Origin of the sequence: Millionella massiliensis (genome assembly GCF_900104655.1) — a bacterium.
Lineage (GTDB): Bacteria > Bacteroidota > Bacteroidia > Bacteroidales > Rikenellaceae > Rikenella > Rikenella massiliensis.
Genome location: NZ_FNWD01000002.1, coordinates 1,151,675 through 1,177,650 on the forward strand (window position 1 = coordinate 1,151,675; position 25,976 = coordinate 1,177,650).

The 25,976-nt window shown below is 56.3% G+C and carries 15 protein-coding genes, 2 tRNA genes and 1 CRISPR repeat array; of the genes, 10 read left to right on the forward strand and 7 right to left on the reverse strand.

Annotated features, from left to right (window positions below; translation table 11 throughout):
* Positions 1-229 precede the first annotated feature (229 nt).
* Complete coding sequence (gene ychF, locus BQ5379_RS04545; protein ID WP_071134340.1) at positions 230-1,333, forward strand: redox-regulated ATPase YchF; 1,104 nt, start codon at positions 230-232, stop codon at positions 1,331-1,333.
* A gap of 394 nt (positions 1,334-1,727) precedes the next feature.
* Here the strand turns inward: ychF and BQ5379_RS04550 are convergent, their stop codons facing one another.
* Entirely contained in the window at positions 1,728-2,510 is a 783-nt protein-coding gene (locus BQ5379_RS04550; protein WP_071134341.1) for a glycoside hydrolase family 16 protein, read from the reverse strand.
* A 472-nt stretch (positions 2,511-2,982) separates the two neighbouring features.
* The gene (dnaK, locus tag BQ5379_RS04560; protein ID WP_071134343.1) at positions 2,983-4,896 is read right to left on the reverse strand and encodes a molecular chaperone DnaK; all 1,914 of its coding nucleotides are present in this window, start codon (positions 4,894-4,896) and stop codon (positions 2,983-2,985) included.
* A gap of 192 nt (positions 4,897-5,088) precedes the next feature.
* Here dnaK and BQ5379_RS04565 point away from each other — a divergent pair, with 192 nt between their 5' ends.
* A complete protein-coding gene (locus BQ5379_RS04565; RefSeq protein WP_071134344.1) occupies positions 5,089-5,781 on the forward strand; it encodes a YjjG family noncanonical pyrimidine nucleotidase in 693 nt (230 codons plus the stop codon).
* Between the two features lie 140 nt (positions 5,782-5,921).
* Positions 5,922-6,003, forward strand: a tRNA-Leu gene (locus BQ5379_RS04570).
* A 562-nt stretch (positions 6,004-6,565) separates the two neighbouring features.
* Here the strand turns inward: BQ5379_RS04570 and BQ5379_RS04575 are convergent.
* The 4 genes from BQ5379_RS04575 to BQ5379_RS04590 all read right to left on the reverse strand — a co-directional run bounded on the left by BQ5379_RS04575 (position 6,566) and on the right by BQ5379_RS04590 (position 10,957).
* Positions 6,566-7,438 (reverse strand): helix-turn-helix domain-containing protein, encoded by an 873-nt coding sequence (locus BQ5379_RS04575; RefSeq protein WP_071134345.1) that lies wholly within the window; start codon positions 7,436-7,438, stop codon positions 6,566-6,568.
* A 311-nt stretch (positions 7,439-7,749) separates the two neighbouring features.
* The gene (locus BQ5379_RS04580) at positions 7,750-9,009 is read right to left on the reverse strand and encodes a Y-family DNA polymerase (protein ID WP_071134346.1); all 1,260 of its coding nucleotides are present in this window, start codon (positions 9,007-9,009) and stop codon (positions 7,750-7,752) included.
* A 295-nt stretch (positions 9,010-9,304) separates the two neighbouring features.
* Entirely contained in the window at positions 9,305-9,754 is a 450-nt protein-coding gene (locus tag BQ5379_RS04585) for a LexA family protein (protein WP_083377586.1), read from the reverse strand.
* 300 nt (positions 9,755-10,054) lie between these two features.
* Positions 10,055-10,957, reverse strand: a complete 903-nt coding sequence (locus BQ5379_RS04590) for an alkaline phosphatase family protein (RefSeq protein ID WP_071134347.1) — start codon at positions 10,955-10,957, stop codon at positions 10,055-10,057.
* A 282-nt stretch (positions 10,958-11,239) separates the two neighbouring features.
* Here BQ5379_RS04590 and BQ5379_RS04595 point away from each other — a divergent pair, with 282 nt between their 5' ends.
* The 6 genes from BQ5379_RS04595 to cas2 all read left to right on the forward strand — a co-directional run bounded on the left by BQ5379_RS04595 (position 11,240) and on the right by cas2 (position 21,266).
* Positions 11,240-12,220: a metallophosphoesterase family protein gene (locus BQ5379_RS04595; RefSeq protein WP_071134348.1), complete on the forward strand. Its 981-nt coding sequence runs from the start codon at positions 11,240-11,242 to the stop codon at positions 12,218-12,220.
* 242 nt (positions 12,221-12,462) lie between these two features.
* Positions 12,463-15,261: a sugar-binding domain-containing protein gene (locus tag BQ5379_RS04600; RefSeq protein ID WP_071134349.1), complete on the forward strand. Its 2,799-nt coding sequence runs from the start codon at positions 12,463-12,465 to the stop codon at positions 15,259-15,261.
* A 153-nt stretch (positions 15,262-15,414) separates the two neighbouring features.
* Complete coding sequence (locus BQ5379_RS04605; protein ID WP_071134350.1) at positions 15,415-15,912, forward strand: GNAT family N-acetyltransferase; 498 nt, start codon at positions 15,415-15,417, stop codon at positions 15,910-15,912.
* A gap of 427 nt (positions 15,913-16,339) precedes the next feature.
* A complete protein-coding gene (cas9, locus tag BQ5379_RS04610) occupies positions 16,340-20,029 on the forward strand; it encodes a type II CRISPR RNA-guided endonuclease Cas9 (protein WP_071134351.1) in 3,690 nt (1,229 codons plus the stop codon).
* A gap of 7 nt (positions 20,030-20,036) precedes the next feature.
* Positions 20,037-20,924, forward strand: coding sequence for a type II CRISPR-associated endonuclease Cas1 (gene cas1 / locus BQ5379_RS04615; protein WP_071134352.1), 888 nt, complete (start codon positions 20,037-20,039; stop codon positions 20,922-20,924).
* 3 nt (positions 20,925-20,927) lie between these two features.
* Positions 20,928-21,266 (forward strand): CRISPR-associated endonuclease Cas2, encoded by a 339-nt coding sequence (cas2, locus tag BQ5379_RS04620; RefSeq protein WP_071134353.1) that lies wholly within the window; start codon positions 20,928-20,930, stop codon positions 21,264-21,266.
* A 129-nt stretch (positions 21,267-21,395) separates the two neighbouring features.
* Positions 21,396-23,274: a CRISPR direct-repeat array (repeat unit 36 nt; unit sequence GTTGTGGTTTGATGTAGAATCCTAATATGATACAAC).
* Between the two features lie 309 nt (positions 23,275-23,583).
* Here cas2 and BQ5379_RS04625 read toward each other — a convergent pair.
* Positions 23,584-23,668, reverse strand: a tRNA-Leu gene (locus tag BQ5379_RS04625).
* Positions 23,669-23,999: 331 nt separating this feature from the next.
* Here BQ5379_RS04625 and thrS point away from each other — a divergent pair.
* Complete coding sequence (gene thrS, locus BQ5379_RS04630) at positions 24,000-25,952, forward strand: threonine--tRNA ligase (protein WP_071134354.1); 1,953 nt, start codon at positions 24,000-24,002, stop codon at positions 25,950-25,952.
* Positions 25,953-25,976: the final 24 nt, after the last annotated feature.

A 25,976-nucleotide genomic window follows, 5' to 3' on the forward strand; every position in this document is an offset into this window, starting at 1 on the left:
GGCTGCCTCACCCACTGGCACCCCGACTGCCACACCGGTTTCTACCCCTCCCTGTTTCCACACTCCGGGCACCGCACTGCCCCCCTGTCCATACAGGCCACTTCCCCTTCGCACACGCGCCCATTCCCTGCCCAGCGGCCGCCCGACTGCATGAAATATGTAAAATTAACCGTATCTTTGGGCTCCGAAAACAGCGAACATTACAGTCAATTCATAGCGAAAACATACCATGGCACTCCAATGCGGCATCGTGGGCCTGCCGAACGTAGGCAAATCCACGCTTTTCAACTGCCTCTCGAACGCTAAGGCCCAGGCGGCGAACTTTCCGTTCTGCACCATCGAGCCGAACGTGGGCGTGATCACCGTCCCCGACGAGCGGCTCAACAAACTGGTCGAGATCGACAATCCGAAACGGGTCGTACCGACCACCATCGAGATCGTGGACATCGCCGGTCTGGTCAAAGGGGCCTCGAAAGGCGAGGGTCTCGGCAACAAGTTTCTGGCCAATATCCGTGAAACCGACGCCATCATCCACGTGCTGCGCTGCTTCGAAAACGGCAACATCACCCACGTCGACGGATCGGTCGATCCGGTGCGCGACAAGGAGATCATCGACACGGAGCTCCAGCTGAAAGACCTCGAAACGGTCGAAAGCCGCCTTGGCAAAGTCCAGAAACAGGCCCAGAGCGGCGGTGACAAAAACGCCAAACGCCTCTACGAAATTTTGGTCCGCTACAAAGAGGCCCTCGAACAGGGACGCTCGGCCCGCACCGTGACGCTCGACAACCGCGAGGACGAAAAGCTGGTGGCCGACCTCTGCCTGCTGACCAGCAAACCGGTGCTCTACGTCTGCAACGTCGACGAAGCCTCGGCCGTCGACGGCAACGCTCACACGCGCGCCGTGGCCGAAGCCATCAAGGACGAAGGAGCTCAGATGCTGATCGTGGCCGCCGCCACCGAAGCCGACATCGCCGAGCTGGAGAGCTACGAAGAGCGTCAGATGTTCCTGGCCGACCTCGGGTTGCAGGAGTCGGGCGTATCGCGCCTGATCCGCGCCGCTTACGCGCTGCTGAACCTGGAGACCTACTTCACCACCGGCCCCGACGAAACCCGTGCCTGGACCTACAGCAAAGGGACGAAAGCTCCGCAGGCTGCCGGCATCATCCACACCGACTTCGAACGCGGCTTCATCCGCGCCGAGGTCATCAAGTACGACGATTACGTGGCACTGGGCTCCGAAAAGGCCTGCCGCGAGGCCGGCAAAATCGGTATCGAAGGCAAAGACTACGTCGTGCAGGACGGCGACATCATGCACTTCCTGTTCAACGTCTGATCCTCCACCGCCTCGTCCGGATAGACACAAAACGCCCGTCGATCGAGCTTTCGATCGACGGGCGTTTTACATTTACCCCGGTTTCAACCGTGAAGGATGACCCCGTTCCCTCTCTGCAAACCACCTCTTCAGTGAGCCGCCTTTGCGATCGCCAGGCAGCCGCCCACCGGCCCATACACTTCCCGCCCCCCCCTCGTAGCCAGCACGCCACACACCTCCGCAGAACAACCCCGCCCCACACAGACCATCCGACGGCTCGCCGCCATCCGCTCACCGGCTATCCCACGACCGACCGGCCCGACCACACTCACGCCTCTCCCTGCACCGCCGCATCAAGCCGCGTCAAGCTGCACCAAACTGCGCCCGAATGGGTTTCCCGGCATGCGCGGGTTCTCTACTTCCGCTCCTGGTAATAGCGCACCCAGTCCACCTCCATTTCGACAGGCACATCCTGCGGGTCGATCGCGCCGACCCAGCTGCCGCCGAGCTGCATGTCGACCAGCAGGTAGTAGGGACGATCGAACGGGAACTGCTCCTCGGGGCCGTTCTCCAGACGCGGATACATGAACGTCCGGCGATCGTTGACAAAGAAGACCAACGAATCGGGATACATCTCCACCCCGTACACATTGTAGTCGTCGGGGCGAATCGGAGCCGTTCCACCCTGCGGCGGATCCTGTTTTTTTCCCAGATTGTGGGTATAATAGGAGTGGATCGTCTGATAAACGATCGTATCGTAATTCAGGTGCTCCATGATGTCGATCTCACCGCCGGTCGGCCACGGATACTTCTCCTCTTCGAAGGGTTTCAGCCAAATGGCAGGCCAAGCCCCGCGCGCACCCTGCAAACGGGCACGAATCTCGAGCCGTCCGCCGTGAAAAGCCCGTTTCTTTTTCGTATAGAGGCCTCCGGTCAGGAATTTCACCGAATCCGTTTCGTCGGGATTCACAATGGCCCGCAATATCAGCCGACCATCCTGCACATCGTAACATAGCGGATTGGAAGACATTTTCTGGGCCCACTCGGGTTTTCCCCGGGGAATCTTCGACCACGTGGTCGAATCGATCGGTCCGTCGAAGTCATCCTCCCAGACCAGTTGCCATTTCGACGTCGTCTCCGACGCGCAGCCCGCCAGCAACCCTGCAGCTGCAACTGCCAATAACAGAGATTTTAACATGGGGTGAAAGTTTTTCAATCCGGCGCCTGACGCGCCATGATCCATTATAAATATACAGGGTCGCACCATCTCCAGCCCGCCCTTTCGAACAAAGGTACATATTTTCCCGGCGGATGCGCCGCCCGATGATCCCGAGAGAGACCTCAGCCATACGCCCTGCACGACTTTCCCGGTCACACCGGACCGTCCGCAACGCCCACACCCGCAGCACTCCACCCCTTCCCAATCACACCCCTCTCCGTTTCATACCCTTCGTGTGTCACACTGCCTAAGCCATCTCTTGCGATCATTTTACCGACCATCCTTCCCCCTTCGCCCCTGTGTTCCAATCCCCCGGCCGTCTTCCCGTTTCCCGCACGCCGCTGAAACTGGACGCACGCCATCGGTTCCGAACCGACAAAACGACAGACGCCCCGATCCGAGTAAAGTCGGATCGGGGCGCCCGTTCAGGTACCTCTACTGAGGTGTGAAATTATTTCACTTCCTCGAATTCAACGTCTTTCGGTTCGTCGTTACCCTGCGACTGTGCGTTCGAGCCTGCACCTGCCGCACCGGCACCCGGATTGGCATTGGCACCGCCCTGTGCACCGGCAGCATTGTACATATCCTGCGAAGCAGCCTGCCATGCAGCGTTCAACGCTTCGGTGTATTTGTCGATGTCGGCCAGGTTCTGAGCCTTGTGAGCCTCTTTCAGACCGTTCAGCGCCGATTCGATGGCCGATTTCTTGTCAGCCGGGATCTTGTCGCCGTACTCTTTGAGCTGTTTTTCGGTGCTGAAGATCATCGAGTCGGCAGCATTGATCTTGTCGATCCGTTCACGTTCGGCTTTGTCCTTGGCTTCGTTGGCTTTGGCTTCGTCACGCATCCGCTGGATTTCGGCTTCGCTCAGACCCGACGAGGCTTCGATACGGATGCTCTGTTCCTTACCGGTACCGCGGTCTTTGGCCGATACGTTCAGGATACCGTTGGCGTCGATGTCGAAGGTCACTTCGATCTGCGGCACACCACGCGGTGCGGCGGGGATGCCGTCCAGGTGGAAACGACCGATGGTCTTGTTGTCGCGGGCCATCTGACGTTCGCCCTGCAGGACGTGGATTTCCACCGAGGGCTGGTTGTCCGACGCGGTCGAGAAGACTTCCGACTTGCGGGTCGGGATGGTGGTGTTGGCGTCGATCAGTTTGGTCATCACGCCGCCCATGGTTTCGATACCCAGCGACAGCGGGGTAACGTCCAGCAGCAGCACGTCTTTGACCTCACCGGTCAGCACACCGCCCTGGATAGCGGCACCGATAGCCACCACTTCGTCGGGGTTGACGTTTTTCGACGGTTCCTTGCCGAAGAACTCTTTCACGATCTGCTGGATGGCCGGGATACGGGTCGAACCACCCACGAGGATCACGTCGTCGATCTGCGAAGCGGTCAGACCGGCATCCTGGAGCGCTTTGCGGCAGGGTTCGATGGTGGCGTGGATCAGATGATCGGCCAGCTGTTCGAATTTGGCACGGGTCAGCGTGGTAACCAGGTGCTGCGGAATACCGTCGATCGGCATGATGTACGGCAGGTTGATTTCGGTCGAAGCGCTGCTCGAGAGTTCGATTTTGGCTTTTTCGGCAGCCTCTTTCAGACGTTGCAGTGCCATCGGGTCCTTACGCAGGTCGACGTTGTGCTGTTTCTGGAACTCTTCGGCCAGCCAGTCGATGATCACGTGGTCGAAGTCGTCACCGCCCAGGTGGGTATCACCGTTGGTCGATTTCACTTCGAAGACGCCGTCGCCCAGTTCGAGGATCGAGATATCGAACGTACCGCCACCGAGGTCATATACGGCGATCTTCATATCCTTGTCGGATTTGTCGAGGCCGTAGGCCAGTGCGGCCGCGGTCGGTTCGTTGATGATACGGGCCACTTTCAGACCGGCGATCTCACCGGCTTCCTTGGTAGCCTGACGCTGCGAGTCGTTGAAGTATGCCGGCACGGTGATGACGGCTTCGGTGACTTCCTGTCCGAGGTAGTCTTCGGCGGTTTTCTTCATTTTCTGAAGGGTCATGGCCGAGATTTCCTGCGGGCTGTAGAGACGTCCGTCGATGGCGATACGCGGCACCCCGTTTTCGTCTTTGACTTCGTAGGGGACACGTTTGATCTCTTCGCCGACCTGGTTGTAGGTTTCACCCATGAAACGTTTGATCGAGAAGATGGTCCGTTTGGGGTTGGTGATGGCCTGACGTTTGGCCGGGTCGCCCACTTTACGTTCGCCGCTTTCGGTGAAAGCCACGATCGAAGGAGTGGTGCGGTGTCCTTCGCTGTTGGGGATCACGACGGGTTCATTGCCTTCCATTACAGCTACGCAAGAGTTCGTGGTCCCAAGGTCGATACCTATGATTTTTCCCATAATATTGTGTGTTTTTTATTTGTTCGTTTTTGGTTTGAAATCCGCAATGAGTATTAACAAGTGGTGTGCCAAAGGCGAGTTTTGACAAAATGGCAGAATTTTCTGCCACACACAGGGCCGACACCGACTGACACGACGGCGGAGTATTCCGGGACTTTTTGTACTTTTGCAGGGTAAATTTCGTTCCCTGTCATGGAGTACAAGCACCTATTTTTCGACCTGGACGACACCTTCTGGGACGTCCGCAGCAACCAGGAAGCCGCCCAGCGCGAACTTTTCGCCACTTTCGGCATGGCGGACCACTATCCGGATTTCGACACCTATTACCGTACTTTTCGGGAGATCAACCAAAAACTCTGGACCGAATATCGCGACGGCATCGTCAGCCGGGAGACCCTGCGCAACCAGCGTTTTGTCCGGCTGCTCGAATCGGCCGGCGTACACGACGAACCGCTGGCGATGGACATGAGCAACGAGTACCTGCGCATCTCGCCGACCTTCAACGCCCTGATGCCCCACTCGAAGGAGGTGCTGGACTACCTCTACGACAAGGGCTACGCCATGTCGCTCATCACCAACGGTTTCAACGAGGTGCAGTTCCACAAGGTGGAGTACAGCGGTCTGAAAAAGTATTTCCAGCGGATCACCACCTCGGAGTTTGCCGGCATCGGCAAACCCAATCCGGGGATCTTCGAATACGCCATGCGCAAGGCCGAGGTATCGCCCGACGAGTGTATCATGATCGGCGACGACGTCTACACGGACATCTACGGATCCTCGACGGCGGGCATGCCATCCGTTTTTGTCAACCCGTCAGGCATGGAGCACGACCAGCATCCCCGCTACGAAATACGCAGTTTGCTGGAGCTGAAAGATATTTTTTAGAGGTCTGACGCTGAACGAATTGACACAACAGGAGTCATTTTTCACGCAATATTTTTCACAAAAAATTTGCAGGTTCCGAAAAAAGCACTACTTTTGTCTCCGCATTCGAAAGGGTGCTCGTTCCTAAACGATAATGGAATGCCCAGGTGGCGGAATAGGTAGACGCGCACGTTTCAGGTGCGTGTGCCGCAAGGCGTGCAGGTTCGATTCCTGTCCTGGGCACCGAAAAGGTTGACAGTCAATGATTGTCAACCTTTTTTTATTTGCATATAGAAACAAAAGGGGAGCAGGGCGATACGCCCGGCAGCAGAGACCGGCACGAAACAGCGGAATACTACCCAACGGCACAGAGATGAGGAACGGCGGGAAAAGATCGGCTGAGAAGATAGCGAAGCGAAAACAGAAGAGAGGGCACTCACCGGCTCGTACTGCCACGCCAAACCGATCCCAACAGACGAAACATCACATAATAAAGAAGAGCTGACCAAACTTGCATTGTCAGCTCTTCTTGTTTCCAATCCATTACCCACTCCACAAGCGGAAGACCCGTTACTAAAGCACTCATCCCGGCACCCTTTCCCGCAGTGCACATAATCCGAAACCTCTGAGTTCCGGGGACACGCACCCGCCAACAGCAACTTCGTTTCAGACAGGCGATCACCACGCGAAACCCACTACGCCCCCTTCCTCTTTCTCGTACGCCCGTTTCACCATACCATCACGCCGGCCATTCCCTTCATTTACGGCACACATCTCAACGTCCGGACCGGCGCAAAATCCCCCTCTAACTGTTCCGGTACTGCTGCGGACTCATGCCCACGTAGCGTTTGAAATACTTTCCGAAAAACGAAACGTTCGGGAAATTCAACGAGATGGAGATCTCCTTGATTGGCATGTTGGTCGATTTGAGCAGTGCCTTGGCATCCATGATAACCACCTCGGCAATCAGGTCGGCCACCGTTTTTCCAGTCTGCTGTTTGACCGTCGTGCAGAGGTGCTGCGCAGAGAGGCGCATCTGTTCGGCGTAGAACGACACGCGCCGCTCCTGGGCATAGTGCTTCATCACCAGCCGCAACAGCTCCTTGCAAATCTCCTCGCCACGGCTCAGCCGGTGGTTTCCGTCCTCGTTTTCGACCCGCTGATACATTCCCGAGATGCCGCACAACATCGACTCCAGCACACAACGCTGCATGTTGGGCTGGGTCAGCATATCTTGCGAGAACATCCGATAGAGAAGCGAGAAGTAGTCCCGATAGATTTCCGCCATCTCCTCCTTGAGCGGGACGACCGGATTTTCGATCATCACCGGAAAGAGGTCCATGGTCGACTTGAAGAGGTTGACCTCGCCCATGAACTTGGACGAAAAGCCCACGAACGAAAGGCGGAAATTGGACTCCGATCCGCGGAACTGAATGACGCTACCCGGCGCCACAATAATAAAGTCGTTTTTCTTAATGCTGCACTCTTTCAGGTTGATCGTCGCGGTCAGCTCCCCCTCGACACACAGCACAAAGATGCCCGCCTTGATTTTACAGGGCACCTGATACCACCCCAGCACCTCACGGGTAATGTCCACCCACGCAAAAAAATCCACCGGCAAGTCAATATCCGGCAGTTGATCCGACGCACGGTCCGTCTCAAGCAAACGATTCTTCATGTTCTCCGTTTAACAATGGATTATAAGAATAACGGAAATTTCCCAAGATTCGTCTACAATCTGAATAAATGACCTCTTTTTACAACAATTAGACCGACAACCCTCCGTTTTTCCCAATAATTTCCGGTTCCACGGCCATACCATCCAACCACGCCACTCCCGACAATCCACCCCCGCATCACCAGAAACAACCACCCCAAGACATTTCTACGAAAGCACCCGACAGACACACTTCACGCCCCAAAATACCGCAACGAAAAGACGCAACCGGACGCACAGACCGTTTTTCGTCCCCCAAAAAACCGTTTTTTCTAAACCTTGACTTCGAAAAGCTCGTCCCAGGAAGTCGTATAGTTGGGGGAGACATGATTCCGGTTTGAACGCAGCGGATCGAACCCCTGAGCAGCCGTAACCAGCGTATGCCGTCCGAAACGTTCATTCACCTGGTCGAGCATCTCCATGAGTCGAGCCTGCCGTCCCCGGTCCATCGGATCGAAAAGCGAAGTCTGCACGGCGCCCCGCGGCACGATCTCACCCAGCACCACCCCGGCCTTCTTGTAACCAAACCCCGACGTAAAGATACTCTTCAACGCCCGGTCGGCAGCCGCTGTCAGTTCGAGCGTGCTGTCCGTCGGCGTCGGGAAAGCGACGATCCGGTTGACATACTGCTGCGGCTCGTCGGGACGGTGACGGTTCGTGGCGATAAAGACCTGCAACTGGCCGCAGACACTCCCCTGCCGACGCAACTTTTCGGCACTGAGCGCCGTGAAAAGGGCAATCGACTGACGCAGTTCGTTCAGCTCGGTCAGCTCCGTGGCGAAGCTGCGCGAAGTGCATATCTGCTGTTTGGCCGGCGGCGCCTGCTCGAAGCCGATACAGGGTTCGCCCTGCAACTCTTTCCAGGTACGCAGCCCGGTGATCCCCATCCGACCGCGGACCCATCCCTCGGCCATCCGGACAAACTGACCGGCCGTAACGATCCCGGCCTGTTGCAGCATCCGGGTGTGCCGCCGCCCGATCCCCCAGACATCCTGAATCGGGAAGCTGCGCAGCACCTTGTCCACATCCTGGGGGCGGTACATCAGGCAGCTGTTTTGGAGTTTCGAGTAGCGTTTGCAGAGTTTGCTGGCCACCTTGGCCAGCGTTTTGGAGGGCGACATGCCCAGACTGATCGGAATGCCGGTATGACGCCGTACCGTGGCGGCGATGCGGCGGCCGGTGACAGGAAGTTCCTCCAGTGCAAAGCCCGAAAGATCGAGAAAGGCCTCGTCAATGGAATAGACCTCGGTGCCGGGCACCAGGTTCCGCAGAGTGGTCATCACCCGGTGCGACATGTCGCTATAAAGGGTGTAGTTCGACGAAAGGACCTGCACATCGTACTGCCGGATCAGCGGCGCCGCCTGGAAGAGCGGCTGTCCCATCCGGATACCGATTGCCTTGGCCTCGTTCGAGCGCGAGATGATACACCCGTCGTTGTTACTCAGCACCACGACCGGCACCCCCTCGAGGCGAGGGGCGAAAACCCGCTCGCAGCTCACAAAGAAGTTATTGCAATCCGCAAGTCCGTACATATTGTTTTCAACAAAAATCACTGCAATTTCCTGCCCATCTCCGCCCCCTCAAGCCCCCCCCTACCCCAAAAGCAGATCAGGGAGAAGGTCAGATTTTTTCATTAACGCGCCACACCTCACTCCGGATTCGGAAGCGCACCTCCCGCGAGACCCGGATAGAGCGATAATCGGGGAAAAGGCAGAGTGGAGAGATCAGAATTTCTTAATCACGTATCGCACCACACCCCGGATTCGGAAGCGCACCTCCCGCGAGACCCAAACGGGGCTATATTCAAAAACAGACAGACCGGGGAGGTCAAAATTTCTTAATCACGTATCGCACCACACCCCAGATTCGGAAGTCATCCTCCTGCGAGACCCGGATGGGGCGATAGTCGGGATTGGCCGGGACGAGCCACAGGCATCCTTCACCCCGATCGACCCGCACCCGCTTGAGCGTAAAGTCACCGTCGATGCAGCAGACGGCCAACACGCCGTCGCGCACCTCGGCCGCACGGTCGATCACCAGCAGGTCGCCGTCGCCGATCCCCTCGTCGATCATGCTGACCCCGCTGACCCGCGCAAAGAAAGTCGACGCGGGGTTTCGTACCAGCTCCTTGTTCAGGTCCAGCGACATTTCGGCATAATCCTCGGCCGGCGAAGGAAAACCAGCCGATACGCCGCTTCCGGCCAGGGGCAACTGCACAGCCTCGCCCGAAAGGTCCGGCGTCATGAACTCCAACGATTCCCGATGTTTGTATTCCATAGTATCCGATTCTTCGGACAAAGATAACGGACAACCGCCCTGAAAAGTACGCCCCGTCCGCAAGTTCTTCCCGAGAACATCCGGCGACAACCCGCCGTCGTCTCCGTACACCACCGTTCCGCGGGCCCTACTCCCCACCGAGACCGCCCCACACATTGTCCCCTCCGACTCCATCTCCCGACCTCACCCACAACCGCCCTTCCCAAAAAACAATCGGGCGGGAAGCCCTCCGGCACCCGCCCGAAAACCATACAGGTTCAGCCCCCGGTTTGTCCGTAGCCCAACCGCTATGAAACCGTTCTACTTAAAGACAGACATCGGCACCTCGCCCGTCCAGGCGGCCGGTTTTTCGACCCGGAACAGGTAGAGAATCGTAGCTGCCGTGTTGACCGTATTGTTCGGTTCCTCGATCTTCATGCCGGAGCGCACGCCGGGACCGACGATCCCCCACGGCACAATCATCTCATCCGAAGTCGTCCCGCCATGGCCGTAGTTGATGCCGCCATGGTCGCTCAGGAACAGGATATGCGTATCTTCATACAGCCCTTCGGCCTTCATCTTATCCAGCAGCAGTCCGATCTGCTGGTCAGCCTCCTCGATCGAACGGATATACTCGGACGACATCCACTTGTGGTTGTGTCCGGCGTGGTCGGTGTGCACCGAGTAGAGGAACACCACGGTCGGCTCGTCGCGATGGTCTGCCATGAAGCGGAGCGCCTTCTCGTAATTGGGAACATAACCGTCCTCCTCCAGGAAACTTACCTCATCCAGGTACTCTTTGTTATAGGGGTAGAAGAGATTGATCCAGTTGTAATAGAAAGCCGTCCGGACCCCTTCGACCTGCTCCTTCAACACCTGAAAGACCGACGGATAGTAGCCCTTTGCGTCACGCGCTACGGCCGGGTATTTCGTTTTGGCCAGTTCCCAGCCGTTGTCGAACACCCCGTGCTGTTCCGGGCCGCTGCCGGTCAGATGGCTGGTCCAGTTGGGGAGGGTCACCGACGGCATCACCACCCGCGTATCGAGCGACAGCGCCCCCTGAGCCAGGAGCGCATCGAGATTGGGCGTCTTTGCCGTCTGAAATCCCGGCACGGAGATGCCGTCCAGAGCGATCATCAGCACCCGTTTGGCCTTCGGGCGAGCCTCCAGAGCACTCACCCCGGCAAAACATACCGATAATAATAGGAGGAGAAGTTTTTTCATGATTCAATCCGGTTTAGGTTAGCAAATAGGTCCAGGCCGACAACCAACATCGGCATTACCCCGAGGATACAGTATCCCGGCCCGGAACAGGATGCTAAGATAGCATTTCCACACCCCGGATAGAATGGATTTTTTATGGAATCACATGGACAATCCAGCGGTTTAAATCCGACACGCCCTGTTAAAATCAATCGAATAGTCCATGTAAATTGAAAATTTATCCATTCCCTTCCCAGAATCTTCTTCCCAAATTTGCGAATACCTCAAAATACACAAAAACCAATGTTCCGGATCCCACTCTCCAAAACCCTCCTGGCTCTATGCGCCGCCGGCCTGCTCGCCTCGTGCGGCACACCCCAGAAACCCGTCACCTTCGCCATCGCCTCCGACTTCCACGCTCAGGACATCCCCGATGGCGGCGACCGCCTCAACGCCTTCATCGACACGGCCATCAGCCGTCAGGTGGACTTCATCATCGAGCTGGGCGACTTCTGCCGTCTGGACAGCATCAGCAAACCCTACCGCGACAGCTGGCAGCGCTTCCCGGGCGACAAGTACCACGTCATCGGCAACCACGACATGGACGTCTACGGCCCCGACGAATACACCGCCGGCATGGGCATGCCGGGTCGCTACTACTCGTTCGACCGCGGCGACTACCATTTCATCGTGCTGGACGGCAACAACATCTTCGACGGCGAGAAATACACCCACTACGACCACGCCAACTACTACGCCAACCCCAAATTCCGCGCTTTCATCGACCCGGAACAGATGGAGTGGCTGCGTCAGGACCTGGCCGCCACGACCAAACGCTGCGTACTGTTCTCGCACCAGAGCCTCGACCAGGTGGTCGGCAACCGCGAAGAGGTGCGCAAGATTCTCGAAGAGGAGAACGAGCGTGCCGGTTTCACCAAAGTGGTCGCCGCCTTCAGCGGGCACAACCACAGCAACTACCAGAAAACGATCAACGGCATCACCTATATTCAGATCAACAGCGCCTCATACGTATGGGTCGATCAGGACTCCGGAACCGAACGCCGCTACCCCGAAGAGATCAACAAGAAATACTCCCTGCTGAAATACTCCATCACCTACGACCGTCCACTGTTCGGCATCGTGACCCTCACCGACGACGGCCTCACGATGGAGGGTGTCGACGGGCAGTTCCTGCCGCCCATGCCGCAGGAGGTAGGTCTTGGCGACAGCCTCGGCCCCTTCCCGCTCGTTCCCTGGATCCGCGACGTACAGATCGAATATTAGCCCTCCGACCGGCTCCGGCCGGTTATCGTCACCACGACACGGAACACAGACGGGGAATCCGCGTCGTTCCCGGTGCCGTCTTTCAGAGAGGCGGCACCATTTACCCCGCATCTTATTATACCCCCGGCGGAGCTCCGCACCCCCTTTATCCCTTATTTACTTAGTCCCGGCAGCAGGCCGACCAACAGCCCCGTTGCCAAACACACCCAACCACCCAAACCAACAACCCACCCTAAACGACCATGAAACGCCATCACCTCCACTGGGCACTGCTCAGCACCCTGCTGCTGACCCTGCACGCCTGCAAGGGGCCCACCTCGATCGACCTGTCCGGTTCGTGGCGCTTTGCCCTCGACCCGCAGGACGTCGGCACCGACCAGCAATGGCAGAGCCAAACCCTGAAAGACACCCTTCGCCTTCCCGGTTCGCTCCAGGAACAGGGCAAAGGCGACGACATCGGTCCCGACACCAAATGGACCGGAAACATCGTGGACCACTCCTGGTACACCGCCCCCGAATACGAGAAATATCGCCAACCCGGCAACATCAAAGTCCCCTTCTGGCTCAATCCCGACAAGCACTACGTCGGCGCAGCCTGGTACCAGCGCACGATCGACATCCCCTCCGACTGGGTCGGTCGTCCGGTCATTCTGGAACTGGAGCGTACCCACTGGGGCACCACCCTTTACATTGACGACGAACGGATCGGTCAGGAAGAGTCACTGCAGACCCCGCACCGCTACGTGCTGAACGGACTCTCGGCCGGCGAGCACACCCTGACCCTGCGGGTCGACAACCGGCTGCTGGTCGACGTCGGCGTCAACGCCCACAGCGTCTCGGACCACACCCAAAGCAACTGGAACGGCATCATCGGCCGCATCAGTCTGAACGTCAAACCCTCGCTCTACATCGAGTCGATGCGCATCGACCCCGACATCCGCACCAAACAGGCCCAGGTAACGGTCCATTTCGGCGGTGACATCGGCGCCGCTCCCGCCACGCTGGTACTCCAGGCCGAGACGCAGACCGGCAAACGCGTCGGCCACGCCATTGAGGTTCCCGTCGCCACCGGCAGCCAGCAGGTCGAAGCCACGGTCGACCTGGGAGCCGACGCACAGCTTTGGTCCGAATACACCCCCGTCGTGTACCGCATGACAGCGAAACTCAAGGCCGCCGACGGCACCGACGAATCCCAATCCCTCTTCGGTCTGCGCGAATTCAAAGCCAACGGCACCCGTTTCGAAATCAACGGCCACCCCGTCTTCCTGCGCGGCACACTCGAATGCTGCATCTTCCCGCTGACCGGCTACCCGGCCATGGAACCTCAGTACTGGACCAAGATCTTCAGCAAATGCCAGGAGTACGGTCTGAACCACGTCCGTTTCCACTCGTGGTGTCCGCCCGAAGCCGCCTTCCGTGCCGCCGACAGCATGGGGATGTACCTGCAGGTCGAATGCGGCGGGTGGGCTGAAGTGGGCAGCGGCAAACCGCAGGACGAATGGTTTATCCGCGAAAGCCAGCGCATCATGCGCGAGTACGGCAACCACCCCTCGTTCTGCATGATGGCCTACGGCAACGAACCCTCCGGCGCCAAACAGGCCGAATGGTTCACCTCCCTGATCACCGAATGGAAGGCCCAGGATACGCGCCGCGTCTATAACAGCGCCGCCGGATGGCCCTTCGTCGAAGTCACCGACTACTGGAACCCGATGGATCCCCGCATCCAGGTCTGGGGCGCAGGCCTTAGCAGCATCATCAACAGCGAAGCGTCGCGTACGGACTACGATTTCGCCTCGATCATCCGCAAAGACCGCCCCACCGTCAGCCACGAAATCGGCCAGTGGTGCGTCTACCCCAACTTCGCCGAGATCGACAAGTACACCGGCGTACTGAAGGCCAAAAATCTGGAAATCTTCCGCGAGACCCTCGCCGAACACGGCATGGCCGACCTCGGTGAAGCATTCCTCTACGCCTCGGGACGCCTGCAGACCCTCTGCTACAAAGCCGACATCGAAGCGGCCCTGCGCACCCCCGGATTCGCCGGATTCCAGCTGCTCGACCTGCACGACTTCCCCGGCCAGGGCACCGCACTGGTGGGCGTGCTCGACCCCTTCTGGGAAGAGAAAGGGTACGTCACGGGCCAGGAGTACAGCATGTTCTGCAACCGCACCGTACCGCTGGTACGCTTCCCGAAGATGGTTTGGCTGAACAACGAGACCCTCGAAGCCCCGATCGAATTCGCCCACTTCGGCGAACAGCCGCTGACCGCCACCCCGATCCGCTGGACGGTGGCCACCGCCGACGGTCGTGAACTCGCCTCGGGCGAGCTCAACCGCGACCTGCCCATCGACAACTGCATCCCGGCCGGTTCGGTTCGCTGCGACCTCTCGAGCCTCGACCGCCCCACCCAACTCGTGGTAACGGTCAGCGCCGAAGCCGCCAACGCCCGCAACCAATGGAACGTATGGGTCTACCCGGCCCAGAAACCCGCCGTCGAAAAACAGCCCTACATCACCACCCGCCTCGACCAGGCCGCCCTGGCCCGCCTCGAAGCCGGCGAATCGGTTCTGCTGCTCCCCTACGGCACCCTCACCCCGGAACAGGGCGGCAATATCGCCGTCGGCTTCTCCAGCATCTTCTGGAACACCGCATGGACCAACAAACAGCCGCCTCATACGCTCGGCATCTACTGCGACCCGGCCCATCCGGCTCTGGCCTCCTTCCCCAACCAGGGGGTGAGCGACTACCAGTGGTGGGACCTGATGAGCCGCTGCCAGGCCATGAACCTGACGAGCTACCCCGACGATTTCCGCCCCATCGTACACATCATCGACGACTGGTTCACCAACCGCAAGCTCGGCCTGCTCTATGAAGCCCGCGTCGGAAACGGTAAACTGCTCGTCTGCAGCGCCGACCTGCAAAACGACCTCGACCAGCGTCCCGCCGCGGCCCAGTTCCGCCAGAGTCTGCTGGAATACATGGCCTCGGACAGCTTCGCCCCGACCCAGACCCTCCCGGTCGAAACCATCACCGGCAAATAGCCTCCACCTGCCGACCACTCCACCAATTTCGGCCGGCCGATAAATGCAGTCAGGCGGTTTGCTCCACCATAGAGCGAACCGTCTGACTGTTTTCGGGTCCTGCATATTCCCGCAGAAATAAGTAACTTTACGCATCGATAAACCACCCCGACCATGATCGAAATACGCCCCGCAACCACCGACGATATCCCCGCCATTCAATCCGTAGCCGAAGTGGCCTTCCGTTCCACCTACGCCGAGATACTGACCCCCGACCAACTCGACTACATGATGGATTGGATGTACTCGACCACCTCGCTGCACAGCCAGATGGAAAACGAAGGGCACCGCTATTACGTCGCCTGGGACGGAGCAACACCCGTCGGTTACGTTTCGATCCAGCAGGAGGGCGACAATCTGTTCCACCTGCAAAAGATCTACGTGTTGCCCGAGCGTCAGGGCGAGCGTCTCGGCCGGCGGCTGTTCGAGCAGGCATGCACAGCCGTCAAGGCTCTACACCCGGCCCCCTGCACCCTGGAACTGAACGTCAACCGCCACAACCGTGCCCTGGGCTTTTACGAACGGATGGGGATGCAGATTGCCCGTCAGGGCGACTTTCCGATTGGCAACGGCTACTACATGAACGACTACATCATGAGCTTCAGCCTCTGACCCGGCTGCCGACGACGCCTTCACATTGACTTTCGCTTCCTCAGCCGCCGCAACCCCCACTGCGGAAGACACGGGTTTACCTAAACACAGACCTGCCCGAGCGCTATTTTCCTGACCTATCGTCCCCCACGCATGCCCATCGGGGTTCCTTACCCACCCTCAAGTTGCATTCGTCGGAAACCTTCCTCCCCCCCTGCCTCCGTCCAACATTCCACATACCGAGGCCCCGCGTCCCCTTATCTTTCCCCACACACCACATACGTACATAAAAAAAAGTCTCCACGGAGTACGCGGAGACTGTAGGTCTATGACCTTCGGCATATAGCCTTATTGTGGTAAGATGTAGAAGTCTTACACCGCAAATATAAAAATTATCTTGTCATAACCCAACTTTTATCCTAAATTTACACAAAACAACACATTAAACATGACAAAAGTATTAGGATTGGACCTCGGGACCAACTCTATCGGCTGGGCCGTGGTCGAAGAGAGTGAAAACGGTTATCGCCTGCTCGATCAAGGCGTCGATATATTTCAGGAGGGTGTCGCCCGCGACAAAAACAACGAAAAGCCTGCCGTACAGGACCGCACCACAGCACGCGCCTCACGTCGCCACTACTTCCGCCGTCGGCTGCGCAAGATCGCCCTGCTGAAAGTCCTCATCGCGCACGATCTCTGCCCGCCCCTCAGCGACGAACAGCTGCAAACGTGGCGCACCCGGCAGATCTACCCGCAGACCGAGGCTTTCCTGCAGTGGCAGCGCACCGACGACAACCGGGACAAGAACCCCTACCACGATCGTTACCGCGCCCTGACCGAACGCCTTGACCTCAACCTGCAGTCAGACCGGTACGCCCTGGGACGCGCCCTCTACCACCTGGCCCAGCGGCGCGGTTTCCTCAGCAACCGCAAAGAGGCCGGAAACGAAAAAGAGGACGGCCAGGTCAAAAGCAGCATCAAGGAACTGACCGTCCAGATGCACGATGCCGGCTGTCGCTATCTGGGGGAATACTTCTACAAGCTGTACCAGCGAAAAGAGAAGATCCGCAATCACTATACGGCCCGCAACGAGCATTACCTGGCCGAATTCCAGGCCATCTGCGACAGGCAGCAGCTGCCCGAAACGTGGGTCGCCGCCCTGAAAAAGGCCATTTTCTTCCAACGCCCCCTGAAATCGCAGAAAGGACAGGTCGGCCACTGCACCTTCGAACGCCGGAAAAGCCGCTGTCCGCTGTCCCATCCGCGGTACGAAGAGTTTCGGATGCTCGCCTTCATCAACAACATCCGCGTCACCACCCCGCAGGACGACCAGCCCCGGCCGTTGAACGACGCGGAAGTGTCAGCCATCCGCCCGCTCTTCCTGCGTAAGTCCAAGCCCCACTTCGACTTCGAGGAGATCGCCCGAAAAATCGCCGGCAAAGGAATGTATGCCTGCAAGGACGACCGAAACGAAGCCCCCTACGGATTCAACTTCTCCCGCACGACCACCGTCAGCGGCTGTCCCGTTACTGCCGCGCTGGCGTCTCTGTTCGGCGACGAATGGCTCACCACCATCGCCAGCCTCTACACCCTCGCCGACGCGAAAAACGAGGAACAGATCCTGAACGACATCTGGCACGCACTCTTTTTCTTCGACGACGAAGAGCGGCTGCAGGCCTGGGCCGCCGAAAAGCTCCAGCTATCCGCCGCGGAGGCCGCCACCTTCGCCGCCATCCGTCTGCCGCAGGGATACGCCTCGCTGAGCCTCAACGCCATCAGCAAGATGCTGCCCTACCTGCGCCGCGGCTACCGATACGACGAAGCGGTCTTTCTGGCCAACCTCAAGGCGGTACTTCCGGCCACGCTCTACGCCGACCCGCAGAAACTTCAGACGATCGAAGCAGAGATCGCCTCCATCATCGATGACTACCGTTCCGACCCGATGAACCGGCATCTGACCAAGGAGCAGTGCGTCAAAGACTACCTGCAGAATACATGGGACATCGACGCGACCCGTCTGGAGCGACTCTACCACCCCTCGATGATCGAGACCTATCCGGCCGCCCAGCCCGATGCCACGGGTCAGTTCCGGCTCGGCTCGCCGCGTACGGCCTCCGTGCGCAATCCGATGGCGATGCGCGCCCTGTTCCGCCTGCGCGCCCTCATCAACGCCCTGCTCAGGGAGAGAACCATCGACCGTACGACGAAAATCCGGATCGAGTTTTCGCGCAACCTCAACGATGCCAACAAACGCAAAGCCATCGAACAGTATCAGCGAGAACGCGAGAGGGAACACCAGAAGTTCGCCGACGAGATTCGCCGCCTCTACGCCGAAGCGACCGGGCGAACCATCGAGCCCAGCGACGACGACGTGCTGAAATACCGGCTGTGGGAAGAGCAAAAACACACCTGCCCCTATACCGGCAAGCGGATCGGTATCACGGACTTCATCGGCGGTGCCACCTCGTTTGACATCGAGCACACCATTCCGCGTTCGCGCGAGGGCGACGATTCGCAGATGAACAAGACCCTATGCGAAAACCGCTTCAACCGCGACGTCAAGCAGGCCAAACTCCCCGCCGAACTGGCCAACCATGCCGAAATCATAGCCCGCATCGAGGATTTCGGCTGGCAGGAGCGAATCACAACCCTGCAAAATCAGATCGAAGGCCAGATCCGCAAGAGCAAAAACGCCGCCACCAAAGCCGAACGAGACAACGCGATCCAACGCCGCCACTACCTGAAACTGCAACTCGACTACTGGCGCGGCAAATGCGACCGTTTCACCATGACCGAAGTACCGGAGGGTTTCAGCAACCGCCAGGGGGTCGACATCGGAATTATCGGCCGTTACGCCCGCCAATATCTGCACACCGTTTTCGAACACATCTACACGGTCAAAGGGGCCACCACCTCCGATTTCCGCCAGATGTGGGGCATTCAGGAAGAGTACACGAAGAAAGAGCGCTCCAACCACGTCCACCACTGCATCGATGCCATTACCATCGCCTGCATCGGTCCCCGCACCTACGCCCAATGGGCCCGGTACGCCGCCCAGGAGGAGTACTATCGAAGGAATCGTGCCACCCGTCCCATCGTCGAGAAACCGTGGCCGACCTTTACGGAGGATGTCAAAGCGATTGCCGACACCCTGCTGATTTCGCACCACACGCCGGACAACATGGCCAAACAGAGCCGCAAGCTGCTCCGCCTGCGCGGCAAAGCGAAGCTGAACGCCCGGGGCGAGAAGGTTTACGTTCAGGGCGACACGGCCCGCGGAGTTCTCCACCAGGAGACGTTCTACGGAGCTATTTCTCGCGATGAACAGATCCAATACGTGGTACGCAAGTCGCTCAACCAGCTCATTCCCGGCGAAGTTGAGAAGATTGTCGATGAAACGGTAAAAGAGCGGGTCAAGGAGGCCATAAAGTTGCACGGTTTCAAAGCCGCAATGGACCCGACCCAGCACACCATTTGGATGAACCGCGACAAAGGGATTGCGATACGCAAAGTGCGCATCATTGCCAAACTGACCGAACCGCTTCCCTGGGATAAAAAACAACGCGACCTTTCCAAACATGACTACAAACAGCACTACCACGTAGCCAACAAGAGCAACTACGGGATGGCTGTTTACGAGGGAACGGATGCCAAGGGGCAAACTATCCGCACATACGAAATCATCAGCAACTGGCAAGCCGCGCAATATTTCAAACGGAGCTCCGACAAAGCCGCCCGACCGGATATGGTTCCGCTGACGGATACCCACGGCTATCCGCTGCGATGGTTGCTGAAAACGGGGACCATGGTACTGTTTTACGAACAATCACCGGCTGAGCTGTATGAGTGCTCACCGCGCGAACTGGCTAAACGACTCTACAAGGTCAAAAAAATGAGCAAAGATGGCCGCGTTACATTTATGCATCACCAAGAAGCTCGCAATGACGACACCTTGAAAAACGATTACTTTAAATTTCACGGACACACCGCTCCAAACGCCCTTACGGATGGATATTCTTCGGTAGATTTTCAATACCCACACCCAAAGTTGTTATTAAGCAGACAAAAATTCAACATGTACGTCGAAGGTTACGATTTCGAGCTGTCGGTCACCGGAAAAATCACCTTCAAACACTAAGCCCGCCATGCTGAAACGCGCCCTGTACTTCTCGACACCGTACGACCTGAGCCTGCGCAACGGACAACTGATTATCCGAACGCGCGAGGCTCCCGACATGCACAAAAGCATCCCGATCGAAGACATCGGTGTGATCGTACTGGAACACCAGCAGACCAGCGTAACGCTACCGCTGCTCAATGCCCTCGCGGCCAACAACGTGTCGGTCATCCTTTGCGGCGAGAACCGCATGCCCCATGCCATGCTCCAGTGTCTGGACTCCAACAGCACCCAGGGCGAAAGTTTCCGCACCCAGATCGAAGCCAGCGAACCCCTCAAAAAGAACCTTTGGAAACAGATTGTCGAGGCCAAGATCCGGAACCAGTCGGCCCTGTTGCAGAAGACAGGACGGGACGGCAACAAACTCAAACCGTACTATATGAATGTCAAGAGCGGGGACTCGGACAACCGGGAAGGTACGGCCGCCCGAATCTACTGGTCCGAACTGTTCGGCCCGGATTTTATCCGCACCCGCGAAGGCCATCCGCCCAACAACCTGCTGAACTACGGTTACTCCATTCTTCGTGCCGCCGTCGCCCGCGCGCTGATGGGGTCGGGACTGCTTCCTGCTTTCGGCATTTTCCACCGCAACCGTTACAATGCGTTTCCGCTGGCCGACGACCTCATGGAACCTTATCGCCCGTACGTGGATGAACTGGTCTACGGTCTGTACCGTGAGGGCGCCACGGAACTGACCCGCGATGTCAAAAGCGCCCTGCTGCGCCTGCTGTTTGTCGACACGCGCTTCGATCGTATACAGCGTCCGCTGGATGTTGGCCTGACCTTTACCTCCTCGTCGCTGGCGAAATGCTTCGCCGGCACTCGCAAAAAGATCGTCTTTCCCCAAATGGAATAAACGATGTCCGAACTTCGCCTGAACGCCTACCGAGTAATGTGGCTATTCGTATTTTTCGATCTTCCGACGAACACCAAGCGTGACCGGCGCCATGCGATGCAGTTCCGCAAGGCGCTGGAAAAGGATGGCTTTACGATGATGCAGTATTCGGTTTATGTTCGCCACTGCGCCTCGCGGGAGAATCTGGAAGTTCACATCCGCCGCGTACGTCGTTCGATGCCTCCGGCAGGGCGTACCAGTATTTTGAGTGTGACGGACAAGCAGTACGGTGAGATTTTGAATTTCTGGGGAAAAATCGAGTGCGAACGGCCTGAGATGCCTCAACAGTTGGAGCTATTTTAGTATTTTTGTGAAGGGTTCTTTGACATGCCAAAAACGCATCAAATCGACTTCGTCGGAGTGGTTAAATTGCATTTTTCATTACGTGTAATCCCGATAACAATCAGTTTATTAGATCAATACCTGCCCGACGTTGTGGTTTGATGTAGAATCCTAATATGATACAACAAGATTGCAGTATGGGCACTGCGGAAAGTGGTTGTGGTTTGATGTAGAATCCTAATATGATACAACGCTCTGCCGTGACCATCGATACGGATTATAGTTGTGGTTTGATGTAGAATCCTAATATGATACAACGGTCCTGTCGTTCGAGCTGCTATCAAGACTGTTGTGGTTTGATGTAGAATCCTAATATGATACAACAAAACGCTCTGTAAGACTCGACCACTCTCAGTTGTGGTTTGATGTAGAATCCTAATATGATACAACTGATAAGCACACCAATGTGCAAACCAATATGTTGTGGTTTGATGTAGAATCCTAATATGATACAACTGGTAAGCAAGGATAGGAAGAATGTTCACGTTGTGGTTTGATGTAGAATCCTAATATGATACAACTGAACGGGAGAATGTTAAATATGTTGCTCAGTTGTGGTTTGATGTAGAATCCTAATATGATACAACTAGTTGGTTTTTTGGGACCCCGTCCCCGTCGTTGTGGTTTGATGTAGAATCCTAATATGATACAACGACGAACTTCTCTCAGACAGCGCGGAGATCGTTGTGGTTTGATGTAGAATCCTAATATGATACAACAATTCTCGAATAGGGATTGTGAATTTTTTGTTGTGGTTTGATGTAGAATCCTAATATGATACAACCCAGCCACTCCAGCCAATGGGCCTCCAGCAGTTGTGGTTTGATGTAGAATCCTAATATGATACAACGTATCGTCCGGTTAACATTACAACCGAAGAGTTGTGGTTTGATGTAGAATCCTAATATGATACAACGCTACCGTCATGGCCGTCGATGAGCAGCGGTTGTGGTTTGATGTAGAATCCTAATATGATACAACAAATTTTATAATTTCATCATGATATATTGGGTTGTGGTTTGATGTAGAATCCTAATATGATACAACTGGTTGAAAAAATTCTGTTTGAGAAGTACCGTTGTGGTTTGATGTAGAATCCTAATATGATACAACAATGATTCATTCAAGTACTTTGTGTGCGGCGTTGTGGTTTGATGTAGAATCCTAATATGATACAACGAGAGAGTCAGTGTACCGGAGCCAGACTTGTTGTGGTTTGATGTAGAATCCTAATATGATACAACACAAAGGAAGCGACGGGAAAATGTACCACGGTTGTGGTTTGATGTAGAATCCTAATATGATACAACGATAGTACCGCGGAGAATAACCGATGTACGTTGTGGTTTGATGTAGAATCCTAATATGATACAACAACACTGGCCATAATCTGACCAACGCCGGAGTTGTGGTTTGATGTAGAATCCTAATATGATACAACGGATCGGTGTTAATCATGTCCGTCCAAAGCGTTGTGGTTTGATGTAGAATCCTAATATGATACAACATAGTAATAATAAACCGAAATGCAAGGTATGTTGTGGTTTGATGTAGAATCCTAATATGATACAACGGGAGAAACAAAAGAGTTACCTCGACCAGGGTTGTGGTTTGATGTAGAATCCTAATATGATACAACATCGTGATGGGGCGTCAGGATTACCAGTGGGTTGTGGTTTGATGTAGAATCCTAATATGATACAACGTCGGACAGGGAGTTTACTTCGACTGCGGAGTTGTGGTTTGATGTAGAATCCTAATATGATACAACAGGCTATGATTGCTCAATGGGCCAGCGATAGTTGTGGTTTGATGTAGAATCCTAATATGATACAACAAACGCAAAGTAAACACATTGACCGTCGGCGTTGTGGTTTGATGTAGAATCCAAATATGATACAACCTGCTTGTAAACGTTTTCTTGATGCAAGTAGTTGTGGTTTGATGTAGAAACCCCAATGGATACAACACCCTCTGCTGAATCGACATAACTTTCCTGCTATCAGACTCGGAACAAGGTCGGCGTAAAAGCAACATAGAAGAAATTCATGCTGCAAGTTGCCCGACGTACACGCCAAGAAACTTTAAGTAAGAAATAATCCGAAATGAAGATTCGCAGGGAAAATTGACGATATTGTGCAACCTCAGACACCTCAGCTCGGCAAAGGGTCCCGTGGGTCCATTGCATAAAAGACTTCGCAACAGTATCCCTTTCGGAGTTCTCCCCAAAAGCAAAACAAAAAAGGTTGACAACCTTTCGATTATCAACCTTCTCGTGTGCCCAGAACAAGACTCGAACTTGCACGCCGTAAACCGGCACTACCCCCTCAAAGTAGCGTGTCTACCAATTTCACCATCTGGGCAGTCGTATGTAAGAACTACCTTCGCTGCGGAAGGCGTAGATTCTTCGGATGAAAAAGACGTTCGGCAAATTTCAGAAGACTCGCTCCCTCCGTTTTGCCCAGCGACCCCTCGGCCGCCCGTCTTTTCAAACTAACCTAAAACCTAAACTACTCTCGAACGAATAGCGGCACAAAGGTAACGCTTTTTTCATTCCGTGCAAACAAATCCACAAAAAAATTTAAAAAAATTTCTCCAGCCTGCCCAAACGCACCAAACAGAAGAAAAATACATAAATTTGCAATTCACACATTTTTCGACAGAATACCAACACAGAACCAAACACCCAACGGTATGATCAATATCACCTTCCCCGACGGCAGCAGTCGTAAGTTCGCCGCGGGCACCACTCCGCTCCAGATCGCCGAATCGATCAGCCCCCGGCTGGCCGAAGAGACCTTCGCCGCCACCGTGAACGGAGAAAGCTGGGACGTGCAGAAACCCATCGACACCGACGCCGAAATCAAACTGCACAAATGGGACGAACCCGAAGCCAAACACGCCTTCTGGCACTCCTCGTCGCACCTGCTCGCCGCAGCCCTCGAACAACTCTACCCCGGCATCAAGTTCGGGATCGGGCCTGCCATCGACAACGGATTCTACTACGATGTCGACTCTCCCACCCCCATCACCGAAAGCGACCTGCCCAAAATCGAGCAGAAAATGCTCGAACTCGCCCGTCAGAAACAACACTTCGTCCGCCGCGAAGTCTCCAAAGCCGAAGCCCTGGAGACCTACACCAAGAAAGGCGACGAATACAAATGCGAACTGATCGGCGACCTGGCCGACGGCACCATCACCTTCTACACCAACGGCGCCTACACCGACCTCTGCCGCGGGCCGCACATCCCCAGCACCGCCCCCATCAAGGCCGTGAAACTGACCTCCGTGGCCGGCGCCTACTGGCGCGGTGACGAAAAACGCCAAATGCTCACCCGCATCTACGGCATCACCTTCCCCAAGAAGTCGATGCTCGACGAATACCTCGCCCTGGTCGAAGAGGCCAAGAAACGCGACCACCGCAAACTCGGCAAAGAGCTCGAACTCTTCACCTTCTCGCCGCGCGTGGGCCAGGGTCTGCCGCTGTGGCTGCCCAAAGGCGCCGCCCTGCGCGAACGACTCGAAAACTTCCTCAAAGGCGTACAGAAACAATACGGCTACGAACAGGTCATCACCCCCCACATCGGGATGAAAGACCTCTACGTCACCTCAGGCCACTACGCCAAATACGGCAAGGACTCCTTCCAGCCCATCCACACCCCGGACGAAAACGAAGAGTTCCTGCTCAAACCCATGAACTGCCCCCACCACTGCGAAATCTACCGCAGCAAACCCCGTTCGTACAAAGACCTGCCCGTGCGTCTGGCCGAATTCGGCACCGTCTACCGCTACGAAATGAGCGGCGAGCTCCACGGTCTGACCCGCGTGCGCGGCTTCACCCAGGACGACGCCCACCTTTTCTGCCGTCCCGACCAGCTCAAAGACGAGTTCAAGAAGGTGATCGACATCGTGCTGTACATCTTCAAGACCCTCGACTTCAAGGAGTTCACCGCCCAGGTATCGCTGCGTGACCCGAACAACAAAGAGAAATACATCGGCACCGACGAAAACTGGCACAAAGCCGAAACCGCCATCATCGAAGCCGCCGCCGAAAAAGGCCTTCAGACCACCGTGGAACTCGGCGAAGCCGCCTTCTACGGTCCGAAACTCGACTTCATGGTCAAAGACGCCCTGGGCCGCAAATGGCAGCTCGGAACCATCCAGGTGGACTACAACCTGCCCGAACGGTTCAACCTCACCTACAAAGGCTCGGACGACAAGGAACACCGCCCGATCATGATCCACCGCGCACCGTTCGGATCGATGGAACGCTTCGTGGCCGTACTGCTCGAACACACCGGCGGGAAATTCCCGTTGTGGCTGACTCCCGAGCAGGCCGTCGTGCTCCCGATCAGCGAAAAGTACAACGACTACGCGAAAAAAGTTGCTAAATTGCTGAATAATTGCGATATTCGCACCCGCGTTGACGAGCGCAACGAAAAAATCGGCCGCAAGATTCGTGACAACGAACTGGCCCGGACCCCGATATTGCTGATCGTCGGCGAAGCCGAACAGGCCAACGAAACCGTCACGGTCCGCATGCAAGGCGAAGGCAAAGACCGCGGCGCGATGACCCTGCCCGAATTTACCAAGATGGTAGCCGACAAAGTGGCCGAAGAGATCCGCCCGATCTCGGAAAACCTCTAAGACGGCACACAATTTGCAGCATAC

Excerpts from the sequence above, each read along its gene's own strand:
- BQ5379_RS04550 (WP_071134341.1), bottom strand. The coding sequence starts at position 2,510 with ATGTTAAAATCTCTGTTATTGGCAGTTGCAGCTGCAGGGTTGCTGGCG.
- thrS (WP_071134354.1), top strand. The coding sequence starts at position 24,000 with ATGATCAATATCACCTTCCCCGACGGCAGCAGTCGTAAGTTCGCCGCG.
- cas1 (WP_071134352.1), top strand. The coding sequence starts at position 20,037 with ATGCTGAAACGCGCCCTGTACTTCTCGACACCGTACGACCTGAGCCTG.
- BQ5379_RS04580 (WP_071134346.1), bottom strand. The coding sequence starts at position 9,009 with ATGTACGGACTTGCGGATTGCAATAACTTCTTTGTGAGCTGCGAGCGG.
- BQ5379_RS04595 (WP_071134348.1), top strand. The coding sequence starts at position 11,240 with ATGTTCCGGATCCCACTCTCCAAAACCCTCCTGGCTCTATGCGCCGCC.
- dnaK (WP_071134343.1), bottom strand. The coding sequence starts at position 4,896 with ATGGGAAAAATCATAGGTATCGACCTTGGGACCACGAACTCTTGCGTA.
- cas9 (WP_071134351.1), top strand. The coding sequence starts at position 16,340 with ATGACAAAAGTATTAGGATTGGACCTCGGGACCAACTCTATCGGCTGG.
- ychF (WP_071134340.1), top strand. The coding sequence starts at position 230 with ATGGCACTCCAATGCGGCATCGTGGGCCTGCCGAACGTAGGCAAATCC.
- BQ5379_RS04585 (WP_083377586.1), bottom strand. The coding sequence starts at position 9,754 with ATGGAATACAAACATCGGGAATCGTTGGAGTTCATGACGCCGGACCTT.
- BQ5379_RS04590 (WP_071134347.1), bottom strand. The coding sequence starts at position 10,957 with ATGAAAAAACTTCTCCTCCTATTATTATCGGTATGTTTTGCCGGGGTG.
- cas2 (WP_071134353.1), top strand. The coding sequence starts at position 20,928 with ATGTCCGAACTTCGCCTGAACGCCTACCGAGTAATGTGGCTATTCGTA.
- BQ5379_RS04600 (WP_071134349.1), top strand. The coding sequence starts at position 12,463 with ATGAAACGCCATCACCTCCACTGGGCACTGCTCAGCACCCTGCTGCTG.
- BQ5379_RS04605 (WP_071134350.1), top strand. The coding sequence starts at position 15,415 with ATGATCGAAATACGCCCCGCAACCACCGACGATATCCCCGCCATTCAA.
- BQ5379_RS04565 (WP_071134344.1), top strand. The coding sequence starts at position 5,089 with ATGGAGTACAAGCACCTATTTTTCGACCTGGACGACACCTTCTGGGAC.
- BQ5379_RS04575 (WP_071134345.1), bottom strand. The coding sequence starts at position 7,438 with ATGAAGAATCGTTTGCTTGAGACGGACCGTGCGTCGGATCAACTGCCG.